General features: G+C 54.6%; 13 protein-coding genes and 1 pseudogene. 8 read left to right on the top strand and 6 right to left on the bottom strand.

What is annotated here, in order from left to right:
- The first annotated feature begins 139 nt into the window (after positions 1 to 139).
- Entirely contained in the window at positions 140 to 3,157 is a 3,018-nt protein-coding gene (locus RGW60_RS07840) for a Tn3 family transposase (RefSeq protein WP_322183882.1), read from the top strand.
- A complete protein-coding gene (tnpC, locus tag RGW60_RS07835) occupies positions 3,157 to 3,513 on the top strand; it encodes a Tn3 family transposase post-transcriptional regulator TnpC (RefSeq protein ID WP_407074095.1) in 357 nt (118 codons plus the stop codon). The genes RGW60_RS07840 and tnpC overlap by 1 nt, the downstream gene beginning before the upstream one ends.
- Before the next feature lie 34 nt (positions 3,514 to 3,547).
- Here the strand turns inward: tnpC and RGW60_RS07830 are convergent, their stop codons facing one another.
- The 6 genes and pseudogenes from RGW60_RS07830 to RGW60_RS07805 all read right to left on the bottom strand — a co-directional run bounded on the left by RGW60_RS07830 (position 3,548) and on the right by RGW60_RS07805 (position 9,542).
- Entirely contained in the window at positions 3,548 to 3,742 is a 195-nt protein-coding gene (locus tag RGW60_RS07830; RefSeq protein ID WP_322170234.1) for a hypothetical protein, read from the bottom strand.
- A gap of 102 nt (positions 3,743 to 3,844) precedes the next feature.
- Positions 3,845 to 4,006, bottom strand: a complete 162-nt coding sequence (locus tag RGW60_RS23770) for a YkvA family protein (RefSeq protein ID WP_407074096.1) — start codon at positions 4,004 to 4,006, stop codon at positions 3,845 to 3,847.
- A 152-nt stretch (positions 4,007 to 4,158) separates the two neighbouring features.
- The gene (locus RGW60_RS07820) at positions 4,159 to 4,848 is read right to left on the bottom strand and encodes an SOS response-associated peptidase family protein (RefSeq protein WP_322170236.1); all 690 of its coding nucleotides are present in this window, start codon (positions 4,846 to 4,848) and stop codon (positions 4,159 to 4,161) included.
- Between the two features lie 291 nt (positions 4,849 to 5,139).
- Positions 5,140 to 6,780 (bottom strand): Nramp family divalent metal transporter, encoded by a 1,641-nt coding sequence (locus RGW60_RS07815; RefSeq protein ID WP_322170239.1) that lies wholly within the window; start codon positions 6,778 to 6,780, stop codon positions 5,140 to 5,142.
- Positions 6,781 to 7,575: 795 nt separating this feature from the next.
- A pseudogene (locus RGW60_RS07810) lies at positions 7,576 to 8,233 on the bottom strand (HAD-IB family phosphatase).
- A gap of 256 nt (positions 8,234 to 8,489) precedes the next feature.
- The gene (locus RGW60_RS07805) at positions 8,490 to 9,542 is read right to left on the bottom strand and encodes a DNA-binding protein (protein WP_322170242.1); all 1,053 of its coding nucleotides are present in this window, start codon (positions 9,540 to 9,542) and stop codon (positions 8,490 to 8,492) included.
- A gap of 190 nt (positions 9,543 to 9,732) precedes the next feature.
- Between RGW60_RS07805 and RGW60_RS07800 the strand changes: the two genes are divergently transcribed.
- The 6 genes from RGW60_RS07800 (at position 9,733) to RGW60_RS07775 (ending at position 20,047) form a co-directional block, all read left to right on the top strand.
- The gene (locus tag RGW60_RS07800; RefSeq protein WP_322170245.1) at positions 9,733 to 10,743 is read left to right on the top strand and encodes a site-specific integrase; all 1,011 of its coding nucleotides are present in this window, start codon (positions 9,733 to 9,735) and stop codon (positions 10,741 to 10,743) included.
- 156 nt (positions 10,744 to 10,899) lie between these two features.
- Entirely contained in the window at positions 10,900 to 13,479 is a 2,580-nt protein-coding gene (locus tag RGW60_RS07795; RefSeq protein ID WP_322203566.1) for a hypothetical protein, read from the top strand.
- Positions 13,419 to 13,691 carry a hypothetical protein gene (locus tag RGW60_RS07790; RefSeq protein WP_322203564.1) on the top strand — a complete coding sequence of 91 codons (273 nt, stop codon included), beginning with the start codon at positions 13,419 to 13,421 and terminating at the stop codon, positions 13,689 to 13,691. Before RGW60_RS07795 ends, RGW60_RS07790 begins: the two co-directional genes overlap by 61 nt.
- A gap of 8 nt (positions 13,692 to 13,699) precedes the next feature.
- Positions 13,700 to 15,229, top strand: a complete 1,530-nt coding sequence (locus RGW60_RS07785; RefSeq protein ID WP_322203562.1) for a hypothetical protein — start codon at positions 13,700 to 13,702, stop codon at positions 15,227 to 15,229.
- Positions 15,230 to 15,316: 87 nt separating this feature from the next.
- Positions 15,317 to 16,477, top strand: coding sequence for a hypothetical protein (locus RGW60_RS07780; protein WP_322203560.1), 1,161 nt, complete (start codon positions 15,317 to 15,319; stop codon positions 16,475 to 16,477).
- A gap of 9 nt (positions 16,478 to 16,486) precedes the next feature.
- Positions 16,487 to 20,047 (top strand): DEAD/DEAH box helicase family protein, encoded by a 3,561-nt coding sequence (locus RGW60_RS07775; protein WP_322203558.1) that lies wholly within the window; start codon positions 16,487 to 16,489, stop codon positions 20,045 to 20,047.
- The last annotated feature ends 1 nt before the right edge of the window (position 20,048 follow it).

Genomic DNA, 20,048 nt, shown 5'->3' with positions numbered 1-20,048 from the left:
GAAAATTAGGACACTCTTAATGTAACCGTATGATATATATATATATATATATATTAAATTTTTTACTGTGTTGCTTTTCCTCGTCCCGAGTTTAGCCGTCTATGCTGAAGCTTTTGCTTTTTCTTGAGGGAAGAACTCCATGGCCTCTCTGGAGCGGACAGCCTATCCGAAGCTGCCGACGAATCTGTCGTCGAAAGAACTTCATCAGAGCTATTCGCTCTCAGAATCGGAGCTCGAATGGCTCTCTAGAACGGCTAAAAGCCCTGCTCTTACCATTGGGTTAGCCGTTCTGCTTAAAGCATTCCAACAGCTTCATTACTTCCCTGTTTTCGAGGAAATTCCAGCTGAAATCGTCAACCATGTCAGGTCTTGCCTGAGTTACGGGGCGCGCATAGTTCCTCGTTATGCAACCCCCCGAACCCTGTATCGTCATCAAACAGCTATCCGCCAATACCTACAGATCACTCCATTTTATGGGACCGATGCCCTAAAAATTGCGCAGGAAGCTGCCCACGAAGCGGTAGTGATCCTTGATCAGCGTGTTGACGTCATCAATGTCCTGATTGGCGAGCTGCTTGAGCGAGGCTACGAACTCCCGGCCTACTCGACGCTCAATGACGCGGCTGAAGACGCCCAAGTTGTTCTCCAGGAAAAGATTTTCAATCGAGTCGTCGATAGAGCTCCGATAGATGTGATCTACCGTCTCAGAGAGCTTCTTGACACCGATTTCGGTCGTCGCCAAAGCGACTTCAATGCCCTGAAGCATGTCCCCAAAAAGCCCTCTCGCAAACACTTGGAGATACTGATCGATCACTTAAGTTGGTTGGAGGGATTCGGTGATCTCGACTCCATCTTTGAAGGGATCGTTGATACTAAGATTTGGTTTTTTGCGAATCAAGCGGAGAAAGCGGATGTTTCTGAACTTAAGGATTGTTCGCTTCCAAAGCGCTACACTTTGATGCTGGCTCTGATCTACCTCATGCGTGTACGAGCACGGGATCACCTTGCTGAGATGTTCATCAAGCGTATCGCGACTATTCACAAGCGAGCCAAGGATGAGTTGGAGCAAATCCAGCAGCGTCAGCGCAAAAAACTAGAGCTGCTCGTGGCCACTTTGGATGGTGTGATTCAGATTCTCAGCCAAGAACCAAGCGATCAGGAAGCTGGCAGTTTGATTCGCGAGTATCTGTCCCCCGAAGGGAATCTTGATCACCTTCGCGAGGCCTGCGCCGAAGTCCAGGCCACAGGCGGCAGTAACTATCTCCCGCTACTCTGGAAGCACTTCAAATCCCATCGATCATTGCTGTTCCGCCTGAGTCATCTGCTGCAACTGGAGCCAACAACCCAGGATCGCTCGCTGATCGAGGCTCTGCACTTGGTCCAGGCCAACGAGATCCTGCATAGGGAATGGATCGACGAGCATGTGGACCTGTCATTCGCCTCGGATCGCTGGATCAAAGTTGTCCGTCGTGCCCCCAGCGAAGGGCCACCGACCAATCGGCGCTTCCTGGAAGTCTGCGTTTTTTCCCATCTGGCCAATGAGCTTCGCTCTGGCGATATCTGTGTGCTTGGCTCGGAGTCGTTTGCTGACTACCGCAAACAGTTACTGCCTTGGGATGAGTGTCTGGCTCGTCTGCCGGAGTACTGCGAAAAGGTCGGCCTGCCGAGTACGGCCACAGAGTTTGTCGCCAGCTTGAAGGAGCAACTTGAGAGTACTGCTCAGCAGTTGGATGACAAGTTTCCCAGTTGCCGCGGTGATGTGTCGATTAATGAGGCCGGTGATCCTGTGTTGCGCCGAGTGGTCGCCCGTGACATCCCGCCTTCAGCAATCTCGTTACAAACGGCTATCACACAGCGTATGCCTGCCAGGCATGTGCTCGACATCATGGCCAACATCGAACACTGGATTCAGTTCACCCGTCATTTCGGGCCGATGTCCGGCAGCGATCCCAAACTGAAGGAGCCGGCCGAGCGCTACCTGATGACGATCTTCGCCATGGGCTGCAACCTAGGGCCGAACCAGGCTGCTCGCCATCTGGCGGGTAACGTGACCCCACACATGCTGTCTTACACCAATCGTCGGCACCTGCCACTCGACAAGCTGGATAAGGCTAACCGGGAGTTGGTCGAGCTTTATCTCCAGCTTGATCTGCCCAAGCTCTGGGGCGACGGTAAGGCGGTAGCGGCCGACGGGACACAATTTGACTTTTACGATGAAAACTTGCTCGCAGGCTACCATTTCCGATATCGCAAGATGGGCGCGGTCGCCTACCGACATGTGGCAAATAACTACATCGCAGTCTTTCAGCACTTCATCCCTCCAGGCATCTGGGAGGCTATCTATGTCATTGAGGGCCTGCTGAAAGCGGATCATAGCGTTGAAGTCAATACGGTTTATTCAGACACTCAAGGCCAGTCCGCAACAGTGTTTGCATTCACCCATTTGCTGGGCATCAATCTAATGCCTCGCATTCGCAACTGGCGCAACCTAGTAATGTATCGGCCCGATCGCTCGGTCAAGTACAAGCATATCAACAGCCTCTTTACTGATACCGTCAACTGGAGCCAGATAGAAACCCATTGGCAGGATCTGATGCAGGTGGCGCTGTCGATTCAGGCCGGCAAAATATCCTCGCCAATGCTGCTGCGTAAACTCGGTTCTTACAGTAGGCGCAACAAGCTCTACCATGCAGCGCAGGAGTTGGGATGTGTGATCCGGACCATTTTCCTACTCAAATGGATTGGCAACCGTGAGTTGCGCCAAGAAGTAACCGCCAATACCAACAAGATCGAGTCCTACAACGGTTTCTCGAAGTGGCTGTCCTTCGGCGGCGATGTCATCGCCGAGAACGATCCAGATGAGCAACAGAAGCGCTTGCGTTACAACGACATGATTGCTTCCTCAGTGATCTTGCAGAACACCGTTGACATGATGCGCATCCTGCAGAAGCTCGCCCGTGACGGCTGGCAGTTTACCGATGAAGATGTATCGTTTCTCAGCCCCTACCTGACCAGCAACGTCAAACGCTTTGGAGAATTCAATCTCAGCCTCAAGCGCCCCCCTGAGCCCTGGATCAAAGACTCCATTTTCCAGCAGGCTGCGGGTTCGATTCGTGGGCAACAGATGTCCCATAGCAAAGTTGAGGAGACGAACTGATGCACATCCCACCCGCTTCGTTTCGAGTGACACCCTATGGGGAAGTTGATGCCAAGGCACTCGATTCCCTACGCGTGAGCTACGACACCTCTCAATTGCTTAATTTGGTGGACCGGCTAGATGCCTGTCTTGCTGAAATTGGTGGGATCGGCGGCATTCGGGACAACTTCTTACGTCTGCATGCCATGGCCATGACGATATTGGAAGATTCTCCTCTCGCCGTAGCTATCACTGATGTTGACAGTATTTGGGAACAGGCGGTGGTCCTTCAAGAGGATATTTCTACCCTGTGTTCTTGCTTGCAAACAGGCTCTAAACATCTGGCTCCTTTGGCAGCACTTGCTCCTGACTTTTAGGACTGGACCTCAACGATGGTCACGGTAAGAGAACTCACGTATCGAGGTTCTGCGCTAGAAAGTCCACTAGCTCGAGCGGGCTTCGGCTATTAATCACCGTGTAAATGAGATCACGTTTGCCGCGCGGCAACTTCTTTACACAGCTCTTCGCAGAGGCCCTGACAGCCTCATCTGTCCCATGAATGCGCGCCGCCAAGAGCAACACGAGAGTAGCGTCAGTGAGTGTCATAGTAGTGCTCACGAGGTTTCTCACACAGTATATCGACTTTTTCTAACCCGGCTCTAACTCGCTCTCGGCGCTTCACCTGATCTTGTTCCCACGCACTCGCTTTTAGCTGGCACTCCTCGAGAACCAAGGGGGCATAAATCGAATCGCCAGCAGAATACCGAGTGGCAGAATGATTACATCGTCCAGATACCCCAACTTCGGGATGAAATCAGGAATGAGGTCGATGGGACTTAGCGCATAGGTCATCACGAAACCGAAATCCATTTTGGTAGCCAAGGCGTTTGAGGGTGGTGGTAGCAAAACCATAGAATCATGGTCTGCCGTTTCAGGTTTTTTGCCCAACGCCGCAGATGCTCAAGAAGACCTTTCATTTCTACATTGAAAGCCCAAATAGCTGGACAGGCCAGCGAGGCGGCTTATGACAGGCTGGTCAAAGGCTTGATCAAGCCTGCGCCCTGATTTCGCACGTTGCCAACACCGGGGTTGACCCTAAACCACTCAAAGGCCTCGGTCGGATCGCCATGGCGCAGCACCATCTGCTCTGCGCGCTCCTTTGACGTGGTCGGGTCCAGCCATTCCCGAGCTAACTTTGGCTCCAGAACCACCGGGCGCCGGTCGTGAATGTCGATCATGCCACCGGCGCTGTCGGCGGTGATGATCACAAATCCATCATGCTCCCCTGGGCCTTCATTTGTGTCAGGGAACTGGCCGATGGTCGCACACAGGATGGGCGATCTGTCTCGGTGCCGGATGAGATAGGGTTGTTTTTTTATTCCGTTCTCAACAACCCATTCGAACCAGTTGTCGATCGGCACGATGGCGCGGTGAGGCCAGATCGCCCGGAAGAAGAGGCCATGTGCGACTTTCTCGGCGCGGGCATTGATCGGCGGCAGACGATCGGTAGCCCAATGAGGGTGCCACCCCCAGCGTACCAGGTCGGCACGAAGTGTTTCATCTTCAAGATGAAGCAGGGCAACTTGAGTCGATGGCGCCACGTTGTACCGTTCCAGCGGTGCTTCTCCGACTGAGTTGACCACGGGGTTTGGCATGCTCAGCGCGGCGACGAAATCGTGAATACCGTGGTACTGGGACAGTCTTCCACACATCAGGACATCCTCCAAAAGGAGAGTTCTAAGCATAACTGGCCGAAGAAACCCGAACGCGCTGCTGGATTACGCGAGGAGTGACATCCGGGTGAAGTTGTAATTACTGGAGAAGGACGCTCTGTCGAAGCGCTGTTTCATTGTAACCGTCCTGCCAACACACCTTCATGATCTCAGCGCTTGGGGTGATGGTGTCCACCTAATGTGTGATCTGACCCCGAAGGTTGGGCATCGCTTTCGGGGGGCAAATCAATTTAGTTGGACACCATGTCCGGGCTTTACCGACGCTTACATTTAAGCGAGTGCCAGCTGAATGACCTTGTAAATCACCATGACCATTGCCACCACCAGATAGCCGCGCAGCACGCCCATCCAGATACGGTTACGTTGCGACAGTACCATCGGCTTCAGTTGTGCCAGTGGAGGCATCCGCCAGGCGTGCATCATTTGTTGGGTGAAGGTAACGGTGTTCTCAGGCAGCGCCCCGTTGTCGACTTCTTTGCGAGCGTGCAGCACATTTACCGCAATGGCGATGACGAGTCCCACCAAGCCGCCACCGATGAGGATGTTGGTGATGGTTTCACCGGACATATCCGGGAAGGCCACCGCAGCTGTCAAGACGATCGACAGCAGTACGAGTACCGCGACAATGACCGCAGTAATGAGGTTGGTGAAGCGCTTGTTCGTCCATGGGCCCAGCACTTCCTTGTCGTTGCACAGCAGCAACAGGAACACGGTGGCGCTTGGCAGCAGTACACCCGCCAGCGTCTGTACTGCGTTGGTCAGCAGACCGAGCGGCACACCCGGAATCAACACCAGCGCCGCAGCGAGGGCGATCAAGCCGCAGTACATCAGGTAAAAGCCCTTGGCATCGCTTGGTTTACGATGCAGCGAGTGTTTCAGGTTCAGTACATCGCCCAGTGCGTAGGCGGTCGACAGCGACACCGCCATTGCACCGATGATGCTGGCGTCGATCAATGCGATGGCAAACAATACGCCCGGCAGGCGCCCGTGATATTTGGCGATACCTGTGGCGATGGCGCCGGCATCGGTGAACTGGCCGAACTCAGGGTGACCGACAAACACTTGCGCGGTGAAGGCGATCATGGCCACTGCACCAATCACCACCATCGCAATGCCCAGCCATAGATCGGCGCGTTCGTACTTGATGAAGCGCGGGGTGATACGTTTGTCGATCACGTAGCTTTGCTGGAAGAACAGCTGCCATGGTGCGACGGTGGTACCCACGATGCCGATGATCAGCAGCAACACCTCCGACAATTTGCCATCAGTCGGCAGTTGCGGGATGAAAAAATCGTGAGCGACTTGTGCCATCGGTGGATGGATCATCACGAAAATGGGTACCAAGAGCAGGCTGCCAATCACCAGGATCAATGCGAAGCGTTCGAAGCGCCGGAAGTCGCCGGTACAGGCTGCGAGCATGATGAACACCGCTGCCACGCACACACCGGCCACCTTGGGCACACCGAGAAACTCCATCCCGAGGCTGATGCCGATGAACTCGGTGACGATGGTCAGCGCGTTGAGGATGAACAGGTCGATCGCACTAAACGCACCCCAGAACTTGCCGAAGCGTTCGATGATCAGCCGGGCGTGGCCGACACCCGTCACAGCACCCAGACGCAGCACCATTTCCTGGTTGACATACAGCACCGGGATCAACAGTGCCATGGTCCACAGCAGCATGGTTCCGTAGTTCTGGCCGGCCTGGCCGTAGGTGCTGAATGCGCCGGCGTCATTATCGCCGACCATCACGATCAACCCGGGGCCGAGGATGGCCATCAGTGTTTTGAAGCGTTGCCACCAACTATTGCGCGGGGCGATGTCGTCATGACGGATGGTGCCGAATGCTCCTCGGATGTCTCCGACGTGGGCACTGTCAAGAACAGCAATTTCAATCTTCAAGTTGGACATAACGAAATCTCTCCAAAGCGTAACGCTGGATGCCGCTTTCGATTCCCGCCGGACAGGTGCGCAGGTGCTTTCCCTCTGCAAACCAAAGCCTAAAGCTGGATCAGAGTGGAAAATCAGCCATCCTGGCGCTGAGGGGCGCGAAATAAACGGGCACTAAACCGTCGACCAAAAGTGGTCAGGGTCGTGAAGAGGTCACGCGGAGAGAAATGCGGGGGGAAGTACAGGGAGGAGATCAGCCAGTGATGGTTGTACTGCTACCCGCTAGACGCCGCCCTTTCAATCAGAGTGACCGGACTACTACTACTACTACTACTACTGGGGTCCATAAGAGGTCTCTCCTTCATGTTTTTCGTGGAGGCACAGCTTCAAATATTGAGATGGCCTTGGATTATTTTCGGGTGGCATGACGCCCTCCTTTACGTACCCGGTGGTACGAACACGTTAAAACAATCGCTGCTGCACAAACGGAGGCAGACGATGGGTGCACAAACCTGCGATCGTAGCGAGCGCAAGACGCAAGCGACGATCAGGGCGAGTACAGAAAAATCTGCTCGCTCAGGCTTGATGTTTTAGTTACGCGAAGGAGTTTGATACTGATGCGCGCAACGCCTGCACTTGGCAAGACGTTGGCTAAGGGAATCTAGCTGAGGTCGTGCCAAGCTTGTGCGGAGAATTTCTCCGAGTGACGACAATGACTGTCCAATACAATACGACCTCAATTGTTACAATATGTGAATTCTAAGCGTGCCGCGTTACGAAAGTCAACGCAGCTCAGCTCATTCCGCCGCCAGCCGGCTATCTGATGGCCGGCAGGTGCAGTTGTCCACGGCGCCGTGCCGGATGAAAATTCCGCCAATGGGCGTCTTGCGGGGCGGCCAGCAGTTCTCGATCACCCGGGTATCGCCCCAAGCTCTGAGTCGGACTGACTCAGAGGACCATAGACAGCCTCAAGGCGAAGAACTTTATTCTCGCACCGACAGTTGTTGCCGGTGATATGTCCTATCAGCAATCCTTCGATGACCTCCAGTTCGGTGCCAATCAGCTTGATGCCGAGGCCATCGGCGAAAGGTTGCAACACCAAGGTTGGAAAAGCAGAACAGAGCGTTACTACCGCCCCGGACTCGACTTCGGTCGCGACTGATCGTAAACCTGCTTATCGCATCAGCCTAGTCCAAAACACCCTCCTGGAATCCTCAGCTTTCTGCTTGACCCATTCCTTTCCCCCTTCAGGAATGTGCTGATCAGATGAGCCTTGAGTTCATCACGGTTGAGCCGACGTGTGAGGAATCGCAGGCTAGGCACCGCCAGTCTTGCATTCTCCGGCTGAACTCTCGCCTCCCAAAAGCAAACCTCAGGAATGGAAAAAGCTGTTGTGCCTGGTCAGGTGCCCAAAGTCAAAGACCGACAGCACCTTGACTCCCGGCCGATCGGATTCGAGTATCCGCTGGCTCACCGGCTGGCCTCGACCATGTGAAACGGTTTTTCACAGCCCTCAGACTGGGGTTCATGCGCAGGATTCAGACAGGAGGCGGTCACCAGATTTAGATTCTCTAACATTACAGGTCAGTCTGAGCAGCACGGAGAGAGAACCAGCGTCCACTTGAGTTTCCGGATTGCGAACGGTGGATAGCGCTTGAACGCGCACGGTTCACATGTGCGGCGCGCGCTTTCTGTTATATCGATGAATGCATCACCCGGATCTTGGGGCGTTAGGATGACGGGGTCGGTTCCATCCTCCTGAACTCCGCGAGCTGACTGGATAGCACTGCTTTTTCTTGCAGGAGTAGCTGCTTTTCTGTGGCCAGCTCAGTCAATTGCGTTTCGGCCTGAGTTAAACGTTCCGCCACAAAGCTCCGTTCTCTCTCGATCACGGCCAGGCGCGTCAGTGTCTCGACCAAACACTGCTCGCCCTGGGCATGGTGCTGTTGCAGAGTCATATGGCCCTGTTTCAGTTCGGTGAGTTGATATGTCAGGTGCTCCTGCGCACTGCGGCTCTGAGTGAGCGCCTCCTCGGCCGTGAGCAGGGCGTCCTTGAGCAGATCATTGTCCTGCGCCCGGCGTTGTTCCTGTGCCTGCAGCTCACCCAGGCGGGTTTGCTGCGCGAGCCGGAGCTGGCGGAGTTCTGTCAGCTCCTGTTCCAGGCGATGGTGGCGTTGTTCAGCGCTCTGGCGCTCGTCGGCGCGTTGTTGCGCGACCGATGCCTGGTAGTGCTCGAACTGCACCCGCGAGTGTTGCAATTGCTGGGTCAGCGAGGCGACTTCGGCGGCGCGGTCAGCCAGGCGCTGTTCGAGCCCGAGCTTTTCACTGCCTAGACCGGCCAAGACGATCTCCTGACGCTGCACGGTGTCAGCCAGCTCTTGGCTGCGGGTAGTGGCTGCGGCCAGTGCATGGGTCTGCTGCTTCTGAACGTTGAGTGACGCGTCGCGCTCGACAAACGCTTGCTGCAACTGCTCCTGCAACGCGGCGGTCTCTGACTGGTGAGCCTCTACGGCCTGCTGGAGTTGAATGGCCGCCTCCGCCTGAACTTTTTCGTACAGTCCCTTCAGCGCCAGGACGAGCTCCGCGGGCAACCCCAGTTCGGCCTGCGCCAGCGTGCCGGGATGCGCGGCTTTCCAACGTTTTAACAACGGGGCAATCGTGCTTTTGCTGCCCGTCTCGCCTAGGGCGGCGCGGATGCTGTCAATCGTCGGATTGCGGCCGTCTGCGACGAGCTGGGCCGCCGCATGGGCGACATGCACATAAAGGACGCCGGAACGGGCCATGAACGAACACCTCAGATTTTTTCGTACCGTATTATGGGAAACGTAATACATCGATTTAAGTAAAGAATAGTTAAGCTCGTCGAGAGCGCCAATTAACCCACGATAAGCTTGGTTATCGTGAGTTAGGTGCACAGGTTTGGCATGCGCTTCTATAATCCGCAGTACACACGGCCTAAACAGGCGTTTTGGGATGACAGCCAGCCATCACGACGAAAATCTCCCCGCCAGGTGGCTCGACACACCCGCGGTGCCCCCGCGTACCCCCGGTACGCTGGCCACGCCCGCGCAGTTGGCCGAGCAACACCAACGTTTTCTGGCGGCGGCCACCGCCGACAACACCCGGCGCACCTACCGCTCGGCCATTCGCCACTTTCTCGCCTGGGGCGGCGTGCTGCCGTGCGATGAAGCCGCGCTGATTCGCTACCTGCTGGCCTTCGCGGAAGTGCTGAACCCACGCACTTTGGCCCTGCGCCTGACCGCGCTGTCGCAATGGCATCGCTATCAGGGCTTTCCCGACCCAGGCGCCAGCGCCACCGTACGCAAAACCTTGCGTGGGATTGAGCGAGTGCACGGACGCCCTCGACAAAAAGCCAAGGCCCTGCTGCTGGAGGATCTAGAACGCATCGTGGCGCACCTGGACACGCTTGAAGGGCTCACCGCGCTTCGTGACAGCGCATTGTTACAAGTGGGGTACTTCGGGGCGTTCCGACGCAGCGAGCTAGTCATGTTGGAAGTGCAATATTTACAGTGGGAGCGGGAAGGACTGCGGATCACACTGCCTCGCTCCAAGACCGATCAGGAGGGCGAGGGACTGGACAAAGCGATCCCGTTCGGCGACAGCATATGCTGCCCAGCGAAGGCACTACGGGGCTGGTTGGATACGGCGCAGATCGAGCAAGGTCCACTGTTCCGGCGCATCAGTCGCTGGGGAGTACTCGGCGAGGTTGGACTGCACGAAGGTAGCGTTAATGCCATCCTGTCGGCACGTGCCGAAGCAGCAGGGCTGTCGTATGTGCCCGAGATGAGCAGCCATAGTCTACGCCGTGGACTGGCCACAAGCGCCCATCGGGCTGGGGCGGGCTTTCTCGAGATCAAACGTCAGGGTGGCTGGCGGCATGACGGCACCGTACACGGTTATATCGAAGAGGCTAGAGCCTTCGAGGAGAACGCTGCGGGCTCTTTACTGCGGCGCAAGCCATAGCTAGATACGGGATGACAGCCTCTTGGGTATTGGCTTAAGCCACAACGAGAATAAATAAAAAACAACGTAATTACAGTCAGTTACAGAACGAATGTCCTAAATTTCCTTTATCTCGGCACAACCCCTCGATATCTCGCAGCTCAGGAAATTGAGGGGTTGTTGCTCGACCCACTCCCCTCCTATTTTAAACGCGCAATTGAAGACCTGGTGGGCTTACGTGGACGCCTAAAATCCCTGGATAAATTGTCCTATGATCAGCTTGTGCATGTGCTCCATACGCTAGGGTTGGAGGCTGTTTATCCGGTGTTCGACACCACCATGCCCCATAAGACAGGGTTCACCGCACATAACAAGTTTTGCCGACTCACTATGTCTGTGCGGCGACGAGAGACTGGGCGAGGCATCGTCTTCTTCAACCAGAAATCTGAAGAGCAGGCTATAAACGTATTGGTCGCGACCGGGGAATGGACGGTTGCTGAACTCCGTACAGTTCTGAATGAACAAACCCAGTTTTTACACGATCGAATGATCCTGATTTCAGGACGAGATCTGTCAAACGACGAGCGTAACGACCTCGCAAGCTTCTCCAAACGAGAACGACATACGCTATTGCATGTCGACCCGATTTTGCTCACCGTCCTTGCAGGTTTGAACGTCCAGGAAACCTCGCGCCTTAAGACCTTTTTGCAGCTGAGTCTACCGTGGACGTTCTTTAATCCGTACACGGGTAACCAGATGCAGCCGGCGCCCCCTGAGATGCGCTACGGTCGAGAGAACGACATCAAAATGCTGACAACGATGCGCAATGGCGCAGCGATGATCTTTGGCGGCCGGCAATTGGGTAAGACGACACTACTCAATGAGACACAGCGTCGCTTTCATAATCCTGAGCAACGATCCCACGCCTTCCTGCACCAGATGGATGGCAATCTTGACCGAGCCAACCTGTCGGGTAACGAACTCGATAAGCATCGCGCTTTCGTCTGGAAGACTATTTATAACTATGCCGTGACCAGCAAACTGATCAATGAAACCTATGGGATCGATACAGCCGGTCAGGTTGCGGCTTTGCAGGACTATTTCCGCCGAGAGAACCCGGATGCGTTCATGGTGTGTCTCGACGAAATCGATCCGATCCTTGGTTTGGACGCTGCTAACGGTTTCCGGATCTTCCGCGAACTAAGCGGTCTGGTTAACAATAGTAACGGGCGCTTCAAGGTAGTCATCGCAGGCTTGGAAAACGTACGTCGCTTCGCTGACGCCCCAAACTATCCGCTACATCAGCTCGGGAGCGCGATCCAGGTGTCCATTATGACTCCTACCGAAGCTCTTCAGTTAATTCGCGAGCCTTTGGGTCATCTGGGCTACGAGTTCGAAACACCGCTTCTCATGAACCGTATCCTGGTAGAGACCAACCGCCACCCAGGTCTGATTCATATCGTTTGCCATGAACTTATCCAGACCTTGAGTGCTCGCCATCAAAACAAAGTTGGCAGCCTCGTCATCACAACGGATGACATTGAGCAGATCCGGCGTGACCACAACATTAACCAGCTGATTTGTGATCGGTTCGACATCACGCTCAACCTTGACCTGCGCTACAAGCTGATCGCCTACAGCCTGATCGCGCAGAGCAAACGAACCTTCTCGCCAAGCCGAGCCAAGGCGATTGTCGAAGAGTGGGCTCCCGATATTTTTGAACCAATGACCGTCGCACTGTTTGAAGCATTTCTGGATGAGTTGTGCGGGTTAGGGGTGCTGCAATGCACGCGGCGCAACGAAGGTGGCAAAGAATACTCCCTGCGCAACGCCAACATCATGAACCTGGTCGGCGGCCCGCAGAAAAAAGTCGAGGACAAACTCCTCGAAGCCATTGATGCGATTAACGAAAATGATCCACTTTCCGCACACGCCTTCCCTGAAAAAGCGGTTCGCCCGTCACCTCTCACCTTACGGGACGAAAAGCTCCTCATCAGCGAAGAAAAAAACGAAAAAACTCAAGAAAGCACGGTAGAGGCTAGATCGTCCAACTACTCGGTCGGTGTCATCACCGGGTCAGAGGCACTCGGTTTGAATCCCCTCTGGATGGTGGAGTCTCTTCTTGCGATCGGAGAAGAAGAACCGGTTCTCAACGGCAATCCATTTGGTCGCTATCAATCCGCTCACAAAAAAGACACAGACCTTGGCTCGGCGGGCGACTTCAAAAAGCTTCTCAACGAAAGCGTTCTGGGTGTCCAAGCACTTAAAAAACATATCATGCTGTTCGTGGAACTGACCGGTGATCAACCTATTAGCAAAACGCTGGACTTGCTTGATATCGCCCACGAAGCACGACTTAACATCAACGCTAAGCGCAACCGCGTGCGGGTCATCTTCCTCATGACACCGAAGGCGCTGTGGCAGTGGGAAAGTCATACCGAGCTTACGGCAGGACGTGAATCCATGCAGCCGTTCGTGGCGCTGGACGTTTGGAAAACAACCGCACTCGCTCATCTCCTCAACAAGCTGGAACTGGAGAACACCTCAACGTCCGTCACCACCCTCGAAAAATTCAGTCAGGGCTGGTACTTCTCGTTGGATAGGCTGTTTGAGGCCAAAAAGAAAAAGCCTGACGTAGTGCGCGTCAGCGCCTTCGGGCAAAACTACCAGTCGCTACTGCAACGAAGCCGAAGAGCATGGATGAATTTCTCGTCAAGGCCGGCGTTTCCGCTGTTCCTTGGGCGACATCTGTGCTGAGCGCGGTATGCGAAGAGGAAAAGTTTGATGAAGACGACATCGCACTTCAGCTCATGGACGTCTACCCCGATGTGAATCCGCAAGACGCGCTTCGCTGGTTGTCTCGTCTGCGGTTGATCGCACCCGTGAAGAGCAAGAAAAACTTCTACAAAGTACCGGAAAGCATCAAGGCGGCGCTGCTGTCTAAATCTACCCAAGAAGCCAAGGCCTAATCATGGCCATGGAAATCGCAGTCCCTGCTCAGTGGCTTACGCAAATGCGGGAGTCTTGGGGCGCTGTACCCGCTGGCGACTTGCTGAACCCCTCCTCCACCGCGTGGGGCACCTTAGGCTTGTTGCCATCCGACTCTGCGGAAGCAGCAAGCTTCGCCGTGGCCGGGCGCGCGCTGAAGTATGGGCAATCGATCGCCATCGCATTGCCCGTATTGAGTGGCGAAGGCATTACACGGCTAATGGTGTATTTGCATCGCATTCGGATGGATGCGCTTCAAGGCGGGATTCGGGCTCCATGGCTCAATCCCGGAAACGTGGAACAGTATCCAGACATAGTATTTATATCTAGGCCTCGTCTTGGGGCCCAAGATCTTTCACGAGTTGCTGCCTTGCATACTCGCGTTCTTCGCCCCGCAAACCTAAAGGAACACAAAACCTCGCACACATCTCAGACGTTGGTGGTGGATGGATCCGCTGATCTGATGGAGCTCACTGACCTTATCAGTCGAGGCTCTCGCCCTTTTGTCATCGTGGTCGATGGTACGCGCGGCGGTAATGACAACGCTTGGGCGGTAGACAGTGCGCTTGACGAGTGTTTCCCACAGACTCCCCGAATAGTATTGCTATCCTTGGGCGACAGCGACGCAATCGCCAAAATGCGAACGAATCGAACTCGCACCCATCTGTGGATCATGCGTCTTTCAGATAAGGCATCGCTAGACTCCGTGACGCCTCCCCAGCTGGATTTCCAGCAGGCGTCCATCAGCGACGACATCGCAAATGCAGCTCTCGCAGATATCGCTACCCGTTTTTTCCAGCTGCGACGCGAACTTGAACGCTCCAAAGATCCTGCCCTCAAAGATCGGCTGGCCATTATCGGAAAGCTGTTTCGCGGACTAAACGAGCTGATTGTCCCTCTGGCGCGCCTTGAAGCAGTCCTTCAGGCAGCGACGCGCCCTGGCCTGTTTCCTGTGCGATCGCTGTATCGCTGGCTGGAAATGGCGGAGAAAGGAACATGTCACTATGGCGAGACCGAAATGGCATCGCGCTATTTGATCAGGCAAATTTCTGAGTTACATGGCTTGCTGATGCAATCCGTCTCAGGCAAGGCCGGGTGGCTAAAGCAGCACCTCATCAGAGCCCGGGCTGGCAAGGTGAAAACGCTCGTCTTATGTGGCAGCCCACACGAGGCTTTGGCCTTAGGCAATTGGCTGGATGACATACTCGATGCTGAGTGGATCGAAATAATACAGCTAACGGCTATGGATGGTGTGAAAGCTTATCGGCAATACCACGGCATGCTCGATGAAGTCATCATTACCGGCATGCTGTGGCCGACGCGGCAACACTGGGTCGCTATCCCGTGCAAAAAAATGATAATACCCGTGTATGCCTATGAGGCAGACCAGATAGTGCGCGTGCTGCAGCGCTGGTGGTTGGAACATGGTACGGCTAGCGCAGACCGAGGCGACAAGTTAAGACATTGGCAGCTAGATTGGGGTGGCATTCGCTGCAAGGACGGTGAAACAATGCCCTAATCTCTGGCACTCACCGTTGTCACTGAATCTGATCACAGCGAATATCCGCCACGCAAACATCACGCGGTAATCCCGCTCGAAATGGAAATGGATAACTGGCTGGAGCTGTTACTGGAGCAGCCGGCTGAGCCCGTGACTGAAGTCCAGGATGGTGATGTTTTAAGCCCGGAGCTTGTCTGGATTACGATTGATGAATCGCCTACCCCCCTGCCGTGGAGTAAGACACGCCCAGTGTTGGTTCTCCAAAACGAGGACATTCACCCTACTCCGGCGGAACAACTGGAGGCCGGTGATCAGATCATCCTGCTCAAGTACACCAATGAGCGCTTGGCAACTCAGGAAAAACTCTTCGAGATGGTGGCCCTTTCGGAAGGCATGCAGCAAATGATTCGGGCGGCCGATCGATGGAAATTAATGGTCGACGCCGTCTCAGCCCGTTTCAAGCCATCTCAGGTGCAAGTTCACTTGAAGAAGGAAAATGTAAGCGTCAGCGATGCAACTGTTTCGAACTGGTACAGGCATAACGTGTATGGCCCACGAGATCGTACCGCTGTGCTGGTATTTGCGCGTCTTGCAGGCGTCAAGCAGCCGGAAAATGCTGCAGTCTACGTTTCAAATGCTATCGAGCAAGTACGTTGCGCTCATCAGCAGGTGGGTAAACAGCTTAGAAAAGCCCTCCTTGATCGAAGCAAGGGTGCCACTACCATCACCATCGGCACCCTCACATTAGATGGGCATGCGTTTGATGACATGATTGAAATTGCCACCGTGAGATCAATCCGGCTGCCGGTTACTCAGGCTGTCGCCGTAAAGGATGAAGGTCTGTCGGATGTAGTGAACAGCATCCTGGCGATGCACCCGGAACGCATCCATTTGACGATCCCAGCCCTGAAATCGATGCGTGATTCGGTCTATCGTGATACCGCCAAGTTTCGGGCATGTCTATTGCTCATGGCCACCAAGCTTTACGAGCACTATCGGAATAAAACCGAGCGTCTTCACGACGTCCTCGAAAACTTCACACAGGAAAGCATCGACTTTCAACCCAAGATGTCCACCGTGACGATGGGGCAGCACTCCGACAACCGAAAATATAAAGGCAAGCCAGCCGATATCAACAGGCACTTTTGTCTGGGCAACGCACGCGATCCTTCACGCACGTTACGCATCCATTTCGACTGGGATGAGGACGATCAGCTGCTCGTCATTCATCAAGCTGGCAAACACCTGGAAACCACACAGACTTAAGGAAGCTCCATGACGCTCAATTATCGAGAGGAAATGGGACTGACAGCCGCATTTCTCAGTGAGATGCGCCTGCGACTCAGTGACAAGGATGCGGACGTACTGCCTCCTGAAGGCAAATTGTATGACGGCACTGAGCCTAATCGGCTTAGCTTGGTGGGCTGCATTGGCCCCGCACCGGACATTGACTACACCGGGCCGCAGCCCCCTAACTCGGTGGGAATTGTGCTGCTGGTCTCGCCGGACGCTGAAGGGCTAATCCAGTGCGAACTAAGCGGGCAATTTGATCTGGTGCACAGATACATACCGGACATCCGCAGCATGGCGCGAGACGTCATTCTCGACGGTGCAACGCCGCGCAGAAGCCAAACCATTTCGGTAACGTTCAAACGATACACGGTCTGTTTTTCGGAAATCACACTCGCGTTTGATCCAGCTAAGCCAAACGAGTGGATGTCCGCCAAGTCGGTGGTCACCGCTACCCTCAACATAGAGAAAAATCGGTGGTTGGACGACCCCCGAATCATGCGCCGCTGCCGCCTGAACCCCAACGGGGGGGCCAGACTCAGTTTCGAATGGAGTGAAGCTGCGTTAGCTGATCAGCGAGGGCTGAACTACGCCGTATATGAACAAATTATCTCTGACCCCAATGAGATTCTCAGCTATGAGATCAACCTCCGCGGTCGTTTGCGCCCTGCGCCAACTGCCTTTGGGGCGAACATGGAAGGCCGCTTTTTGCTTGAGCTGTTTTTGGAGAACCAGACCACCACCGCAAATGCCCGTGCTTTCGGTATCGAGTTTCCATACCTCCTCGATGCTCGCCTGGTGGCACAGCTGGCTGCCGGGACAAGCCACAAAGTTCCTCACCGCCTGCAGCCCGAGGACTATCGGTACAGGGATGATGACGGTCTGCCGGGTTATGGGGTCAGTTGCGGTGTTATTCAGCTCGACGACAATAAGTTCATGACCGATGGCATGCCCACTTCAGCCCAGGCCCGGGTTGACGCACCCCGGCCAGGCGATGTGGGCATGACGCACGCTCCTGATTATAAACGACTCGCGCACGACCCTTTGGTCGTCTGTGAAAGTTTCCTCAACGCCCAGGAACAATACTTGGGGCTGTGGGCCTCTAGAATTCATTCTCTGGAGTCAGCAGGGCTCATGGCAGATCGTGATATAGCCATTGCAGACCGGGACTCCTTCCAATTTGAAATCAGCAGGATCCGAGACGGTGTAGACCTGTTGCGAGAGCATGACGATCTGCGCCAGTGCTTCCAGTGGATGAACGAGGCCATGGCCCGGGCCATCAAAATGCAGGGTAAGAAGTTTGCCGGCTGGCATCTGTTTCAGCTCGGCTTCATCCTGACCCAAATACGCTCGATCTACGAACGCCATGCTCCTGTAACAGAACTTCGGGGCAGCATGGAAACCGCAGACGTTCTATGGTTTGCCACCGGCGGCGGTAAGACAGAGGCGTACTTGGGCATCATCAGCATGGCGATGCTATTCGCACGGATGAGAGGCCGGGATCACGGTACCACCGCATGGATACGGTTCCCTTTACGCATGTTGTCGGTGCAACAATTCCAACGACTTTCCTTCGTGCTAGCCCAAACCAATAAGATCCGCCAGCGTGAAAACCTCGGCGGCTGGCCGCTGACGATTGGCTACTACACCGGTGACGGAACGCCCAGTCGCATTAGCAGCACATTTGGGGACGACGTACAAAAAGGCTTTTTACCTGCTATTAGCGAAGAACGGCTGAAGGCCTATCAATTCATCAGTGACTGTCCCTACTGCGGTTCATCGGGCTCTGTAAGCATCGAGAAAGATCTGGTTCGCGCACGCATCAAGCATGTGTGTACCAACGAGGGATGTTGGTCAAACACCGAAGCGGACGCCGGGATCCACGGCGAGGGGATCAGGGGTGAAATCGGCATCTACGTATCAGATGAAGAATGCTACCGATATCTGCCCTCGGTTCTGGTTGGCACCGTGGATAAGCTCGCGGTGATTGGCCACAACAAAAGGTTCGCGAATTATTTCGGCGGCGCGCGCTATTTTTGTCCCGAGCATGGATTTACGCAGGCATCCAAATGCGAGCATCGTCGGATCGTAAAGAAAAACGACGCTTGGGAAGGTGTCCAGTGCGGCAATAACACCAGGACAAGCGAACTGAAAGTGGTCGCCGTACCGCCAATGAAAGACCCTGGGTTTGCCCTGCTCGTGCAGGACGAATTGCACTTGTTGCGCGAGTCGCTGGGAAATTTCGACGCGCACTATGAAACGCTGTTGAGCACCCTCCAGATCAGCCACCATGGTCGGGCCCCCAAAGTGCTGGCGGCCACGGCTACGATCAAGGATTTCGAAGACCATATCCATCATTTGTACCTGCGAAAGGCGGTAAGATTCCCAGCCCCTGGGGTACATCAGGGTGAGTCTTTCTATGCGCGTAAAGTTCAGGATACTGAAACCGAAGTACCACTGATTCGTCGGTGGTTTGCTGGCATTCTTCCTATTGGCCGAGGAAGAATTGCGATGCAGGCGGTGGCTGAAGTCAGCTCTCGGTTTCTGGATCAGGTGGATCAATGGCGGATCCGCCTCGCCGCCGGCGATCCCTCCCTACTCACGCAGTTGGAACTCACCGCGGCACAAGCTGGTGACGCATTGCGCTACATTGAGAAAAATCTCAACACTGATCTGGTGTATGCGAACAGCAAGCGCAATATCACGGAAATCATGCGCTACATGGAAGAGGTCAACAACAAAACAGGGGTAGAGCGTAACGCCCGCTTGTTAGGCGGTGAGACCCGTTTGGACATGATCCTCGATGCCATCCGCCATGTCGAAACGAAAGCCCCGGACGATAACTGCCGGCACATTATTGCCACCAGCGTGGTATCACACAGGGTGGATATCGCTGAACTGAATTTTATGATCATGGCCGGATGGCCAAAATCCACAGCTGAATATATCCAGGCATCTGCACGGAGTGGGCGCGTACATCCGGGAATCGTATTTTGCGTGCTTTCTTCGCACCAACTTTTCGAGTCCGGCGTATTCATGAACTTTGGGGACTACCACACCTTCCTTGATCGCCTCGTCGACTCGGTTCCGATCAACCGGTTTGCACCCAATATCATCGACCGTACACTGCCGGGAATCCTCTCATCAATCATCCTGAACTGGGCACGGCAACAACCGTGGGGATCAGATATCTCAAACTATGTAAGCCCACTGGTCTCTTTATTACGCGGCAGCAGTGGCAAAGCGATCGCTGAGCAAATCAAAACCGTGGTCATCAATTCCCTACGTATCCCCGCATCGCTGCAGGGAAAGTTCGATCAGCGCGTCATATCCGGATTCAATACCGCCCTCAAGGAGCGCGTAGACAATGCGTTTTTTGAACTGGAAAACTGGCCCGGGAGTAAAAATGCTCAAACGATAAGCGAAGCGCTAGGTGACATATTTGGCTATGCGCCCTTCCGTTCGTTTCGCGATATTGAGAACCAGATTTTGATCAAACCGGTCAACAGCGCTGCTGACCAGGTTCTTATGGCCCTAGCCAGGTAAG

This window comes from Pseudomonas sp. AB6 (assembly GCF_034314105.1).
In the GTDB taxonomy this organism is placed as follows: domain Bacteria; phylum Pseudomonadota; class Gammaproteobacteria; order Pseudomonadales; family Pseudomonadaceae; genus Aquipseudomonas.
This window is presented reverse-complemented; position numbering and strand designations above follow the sequence as displayed.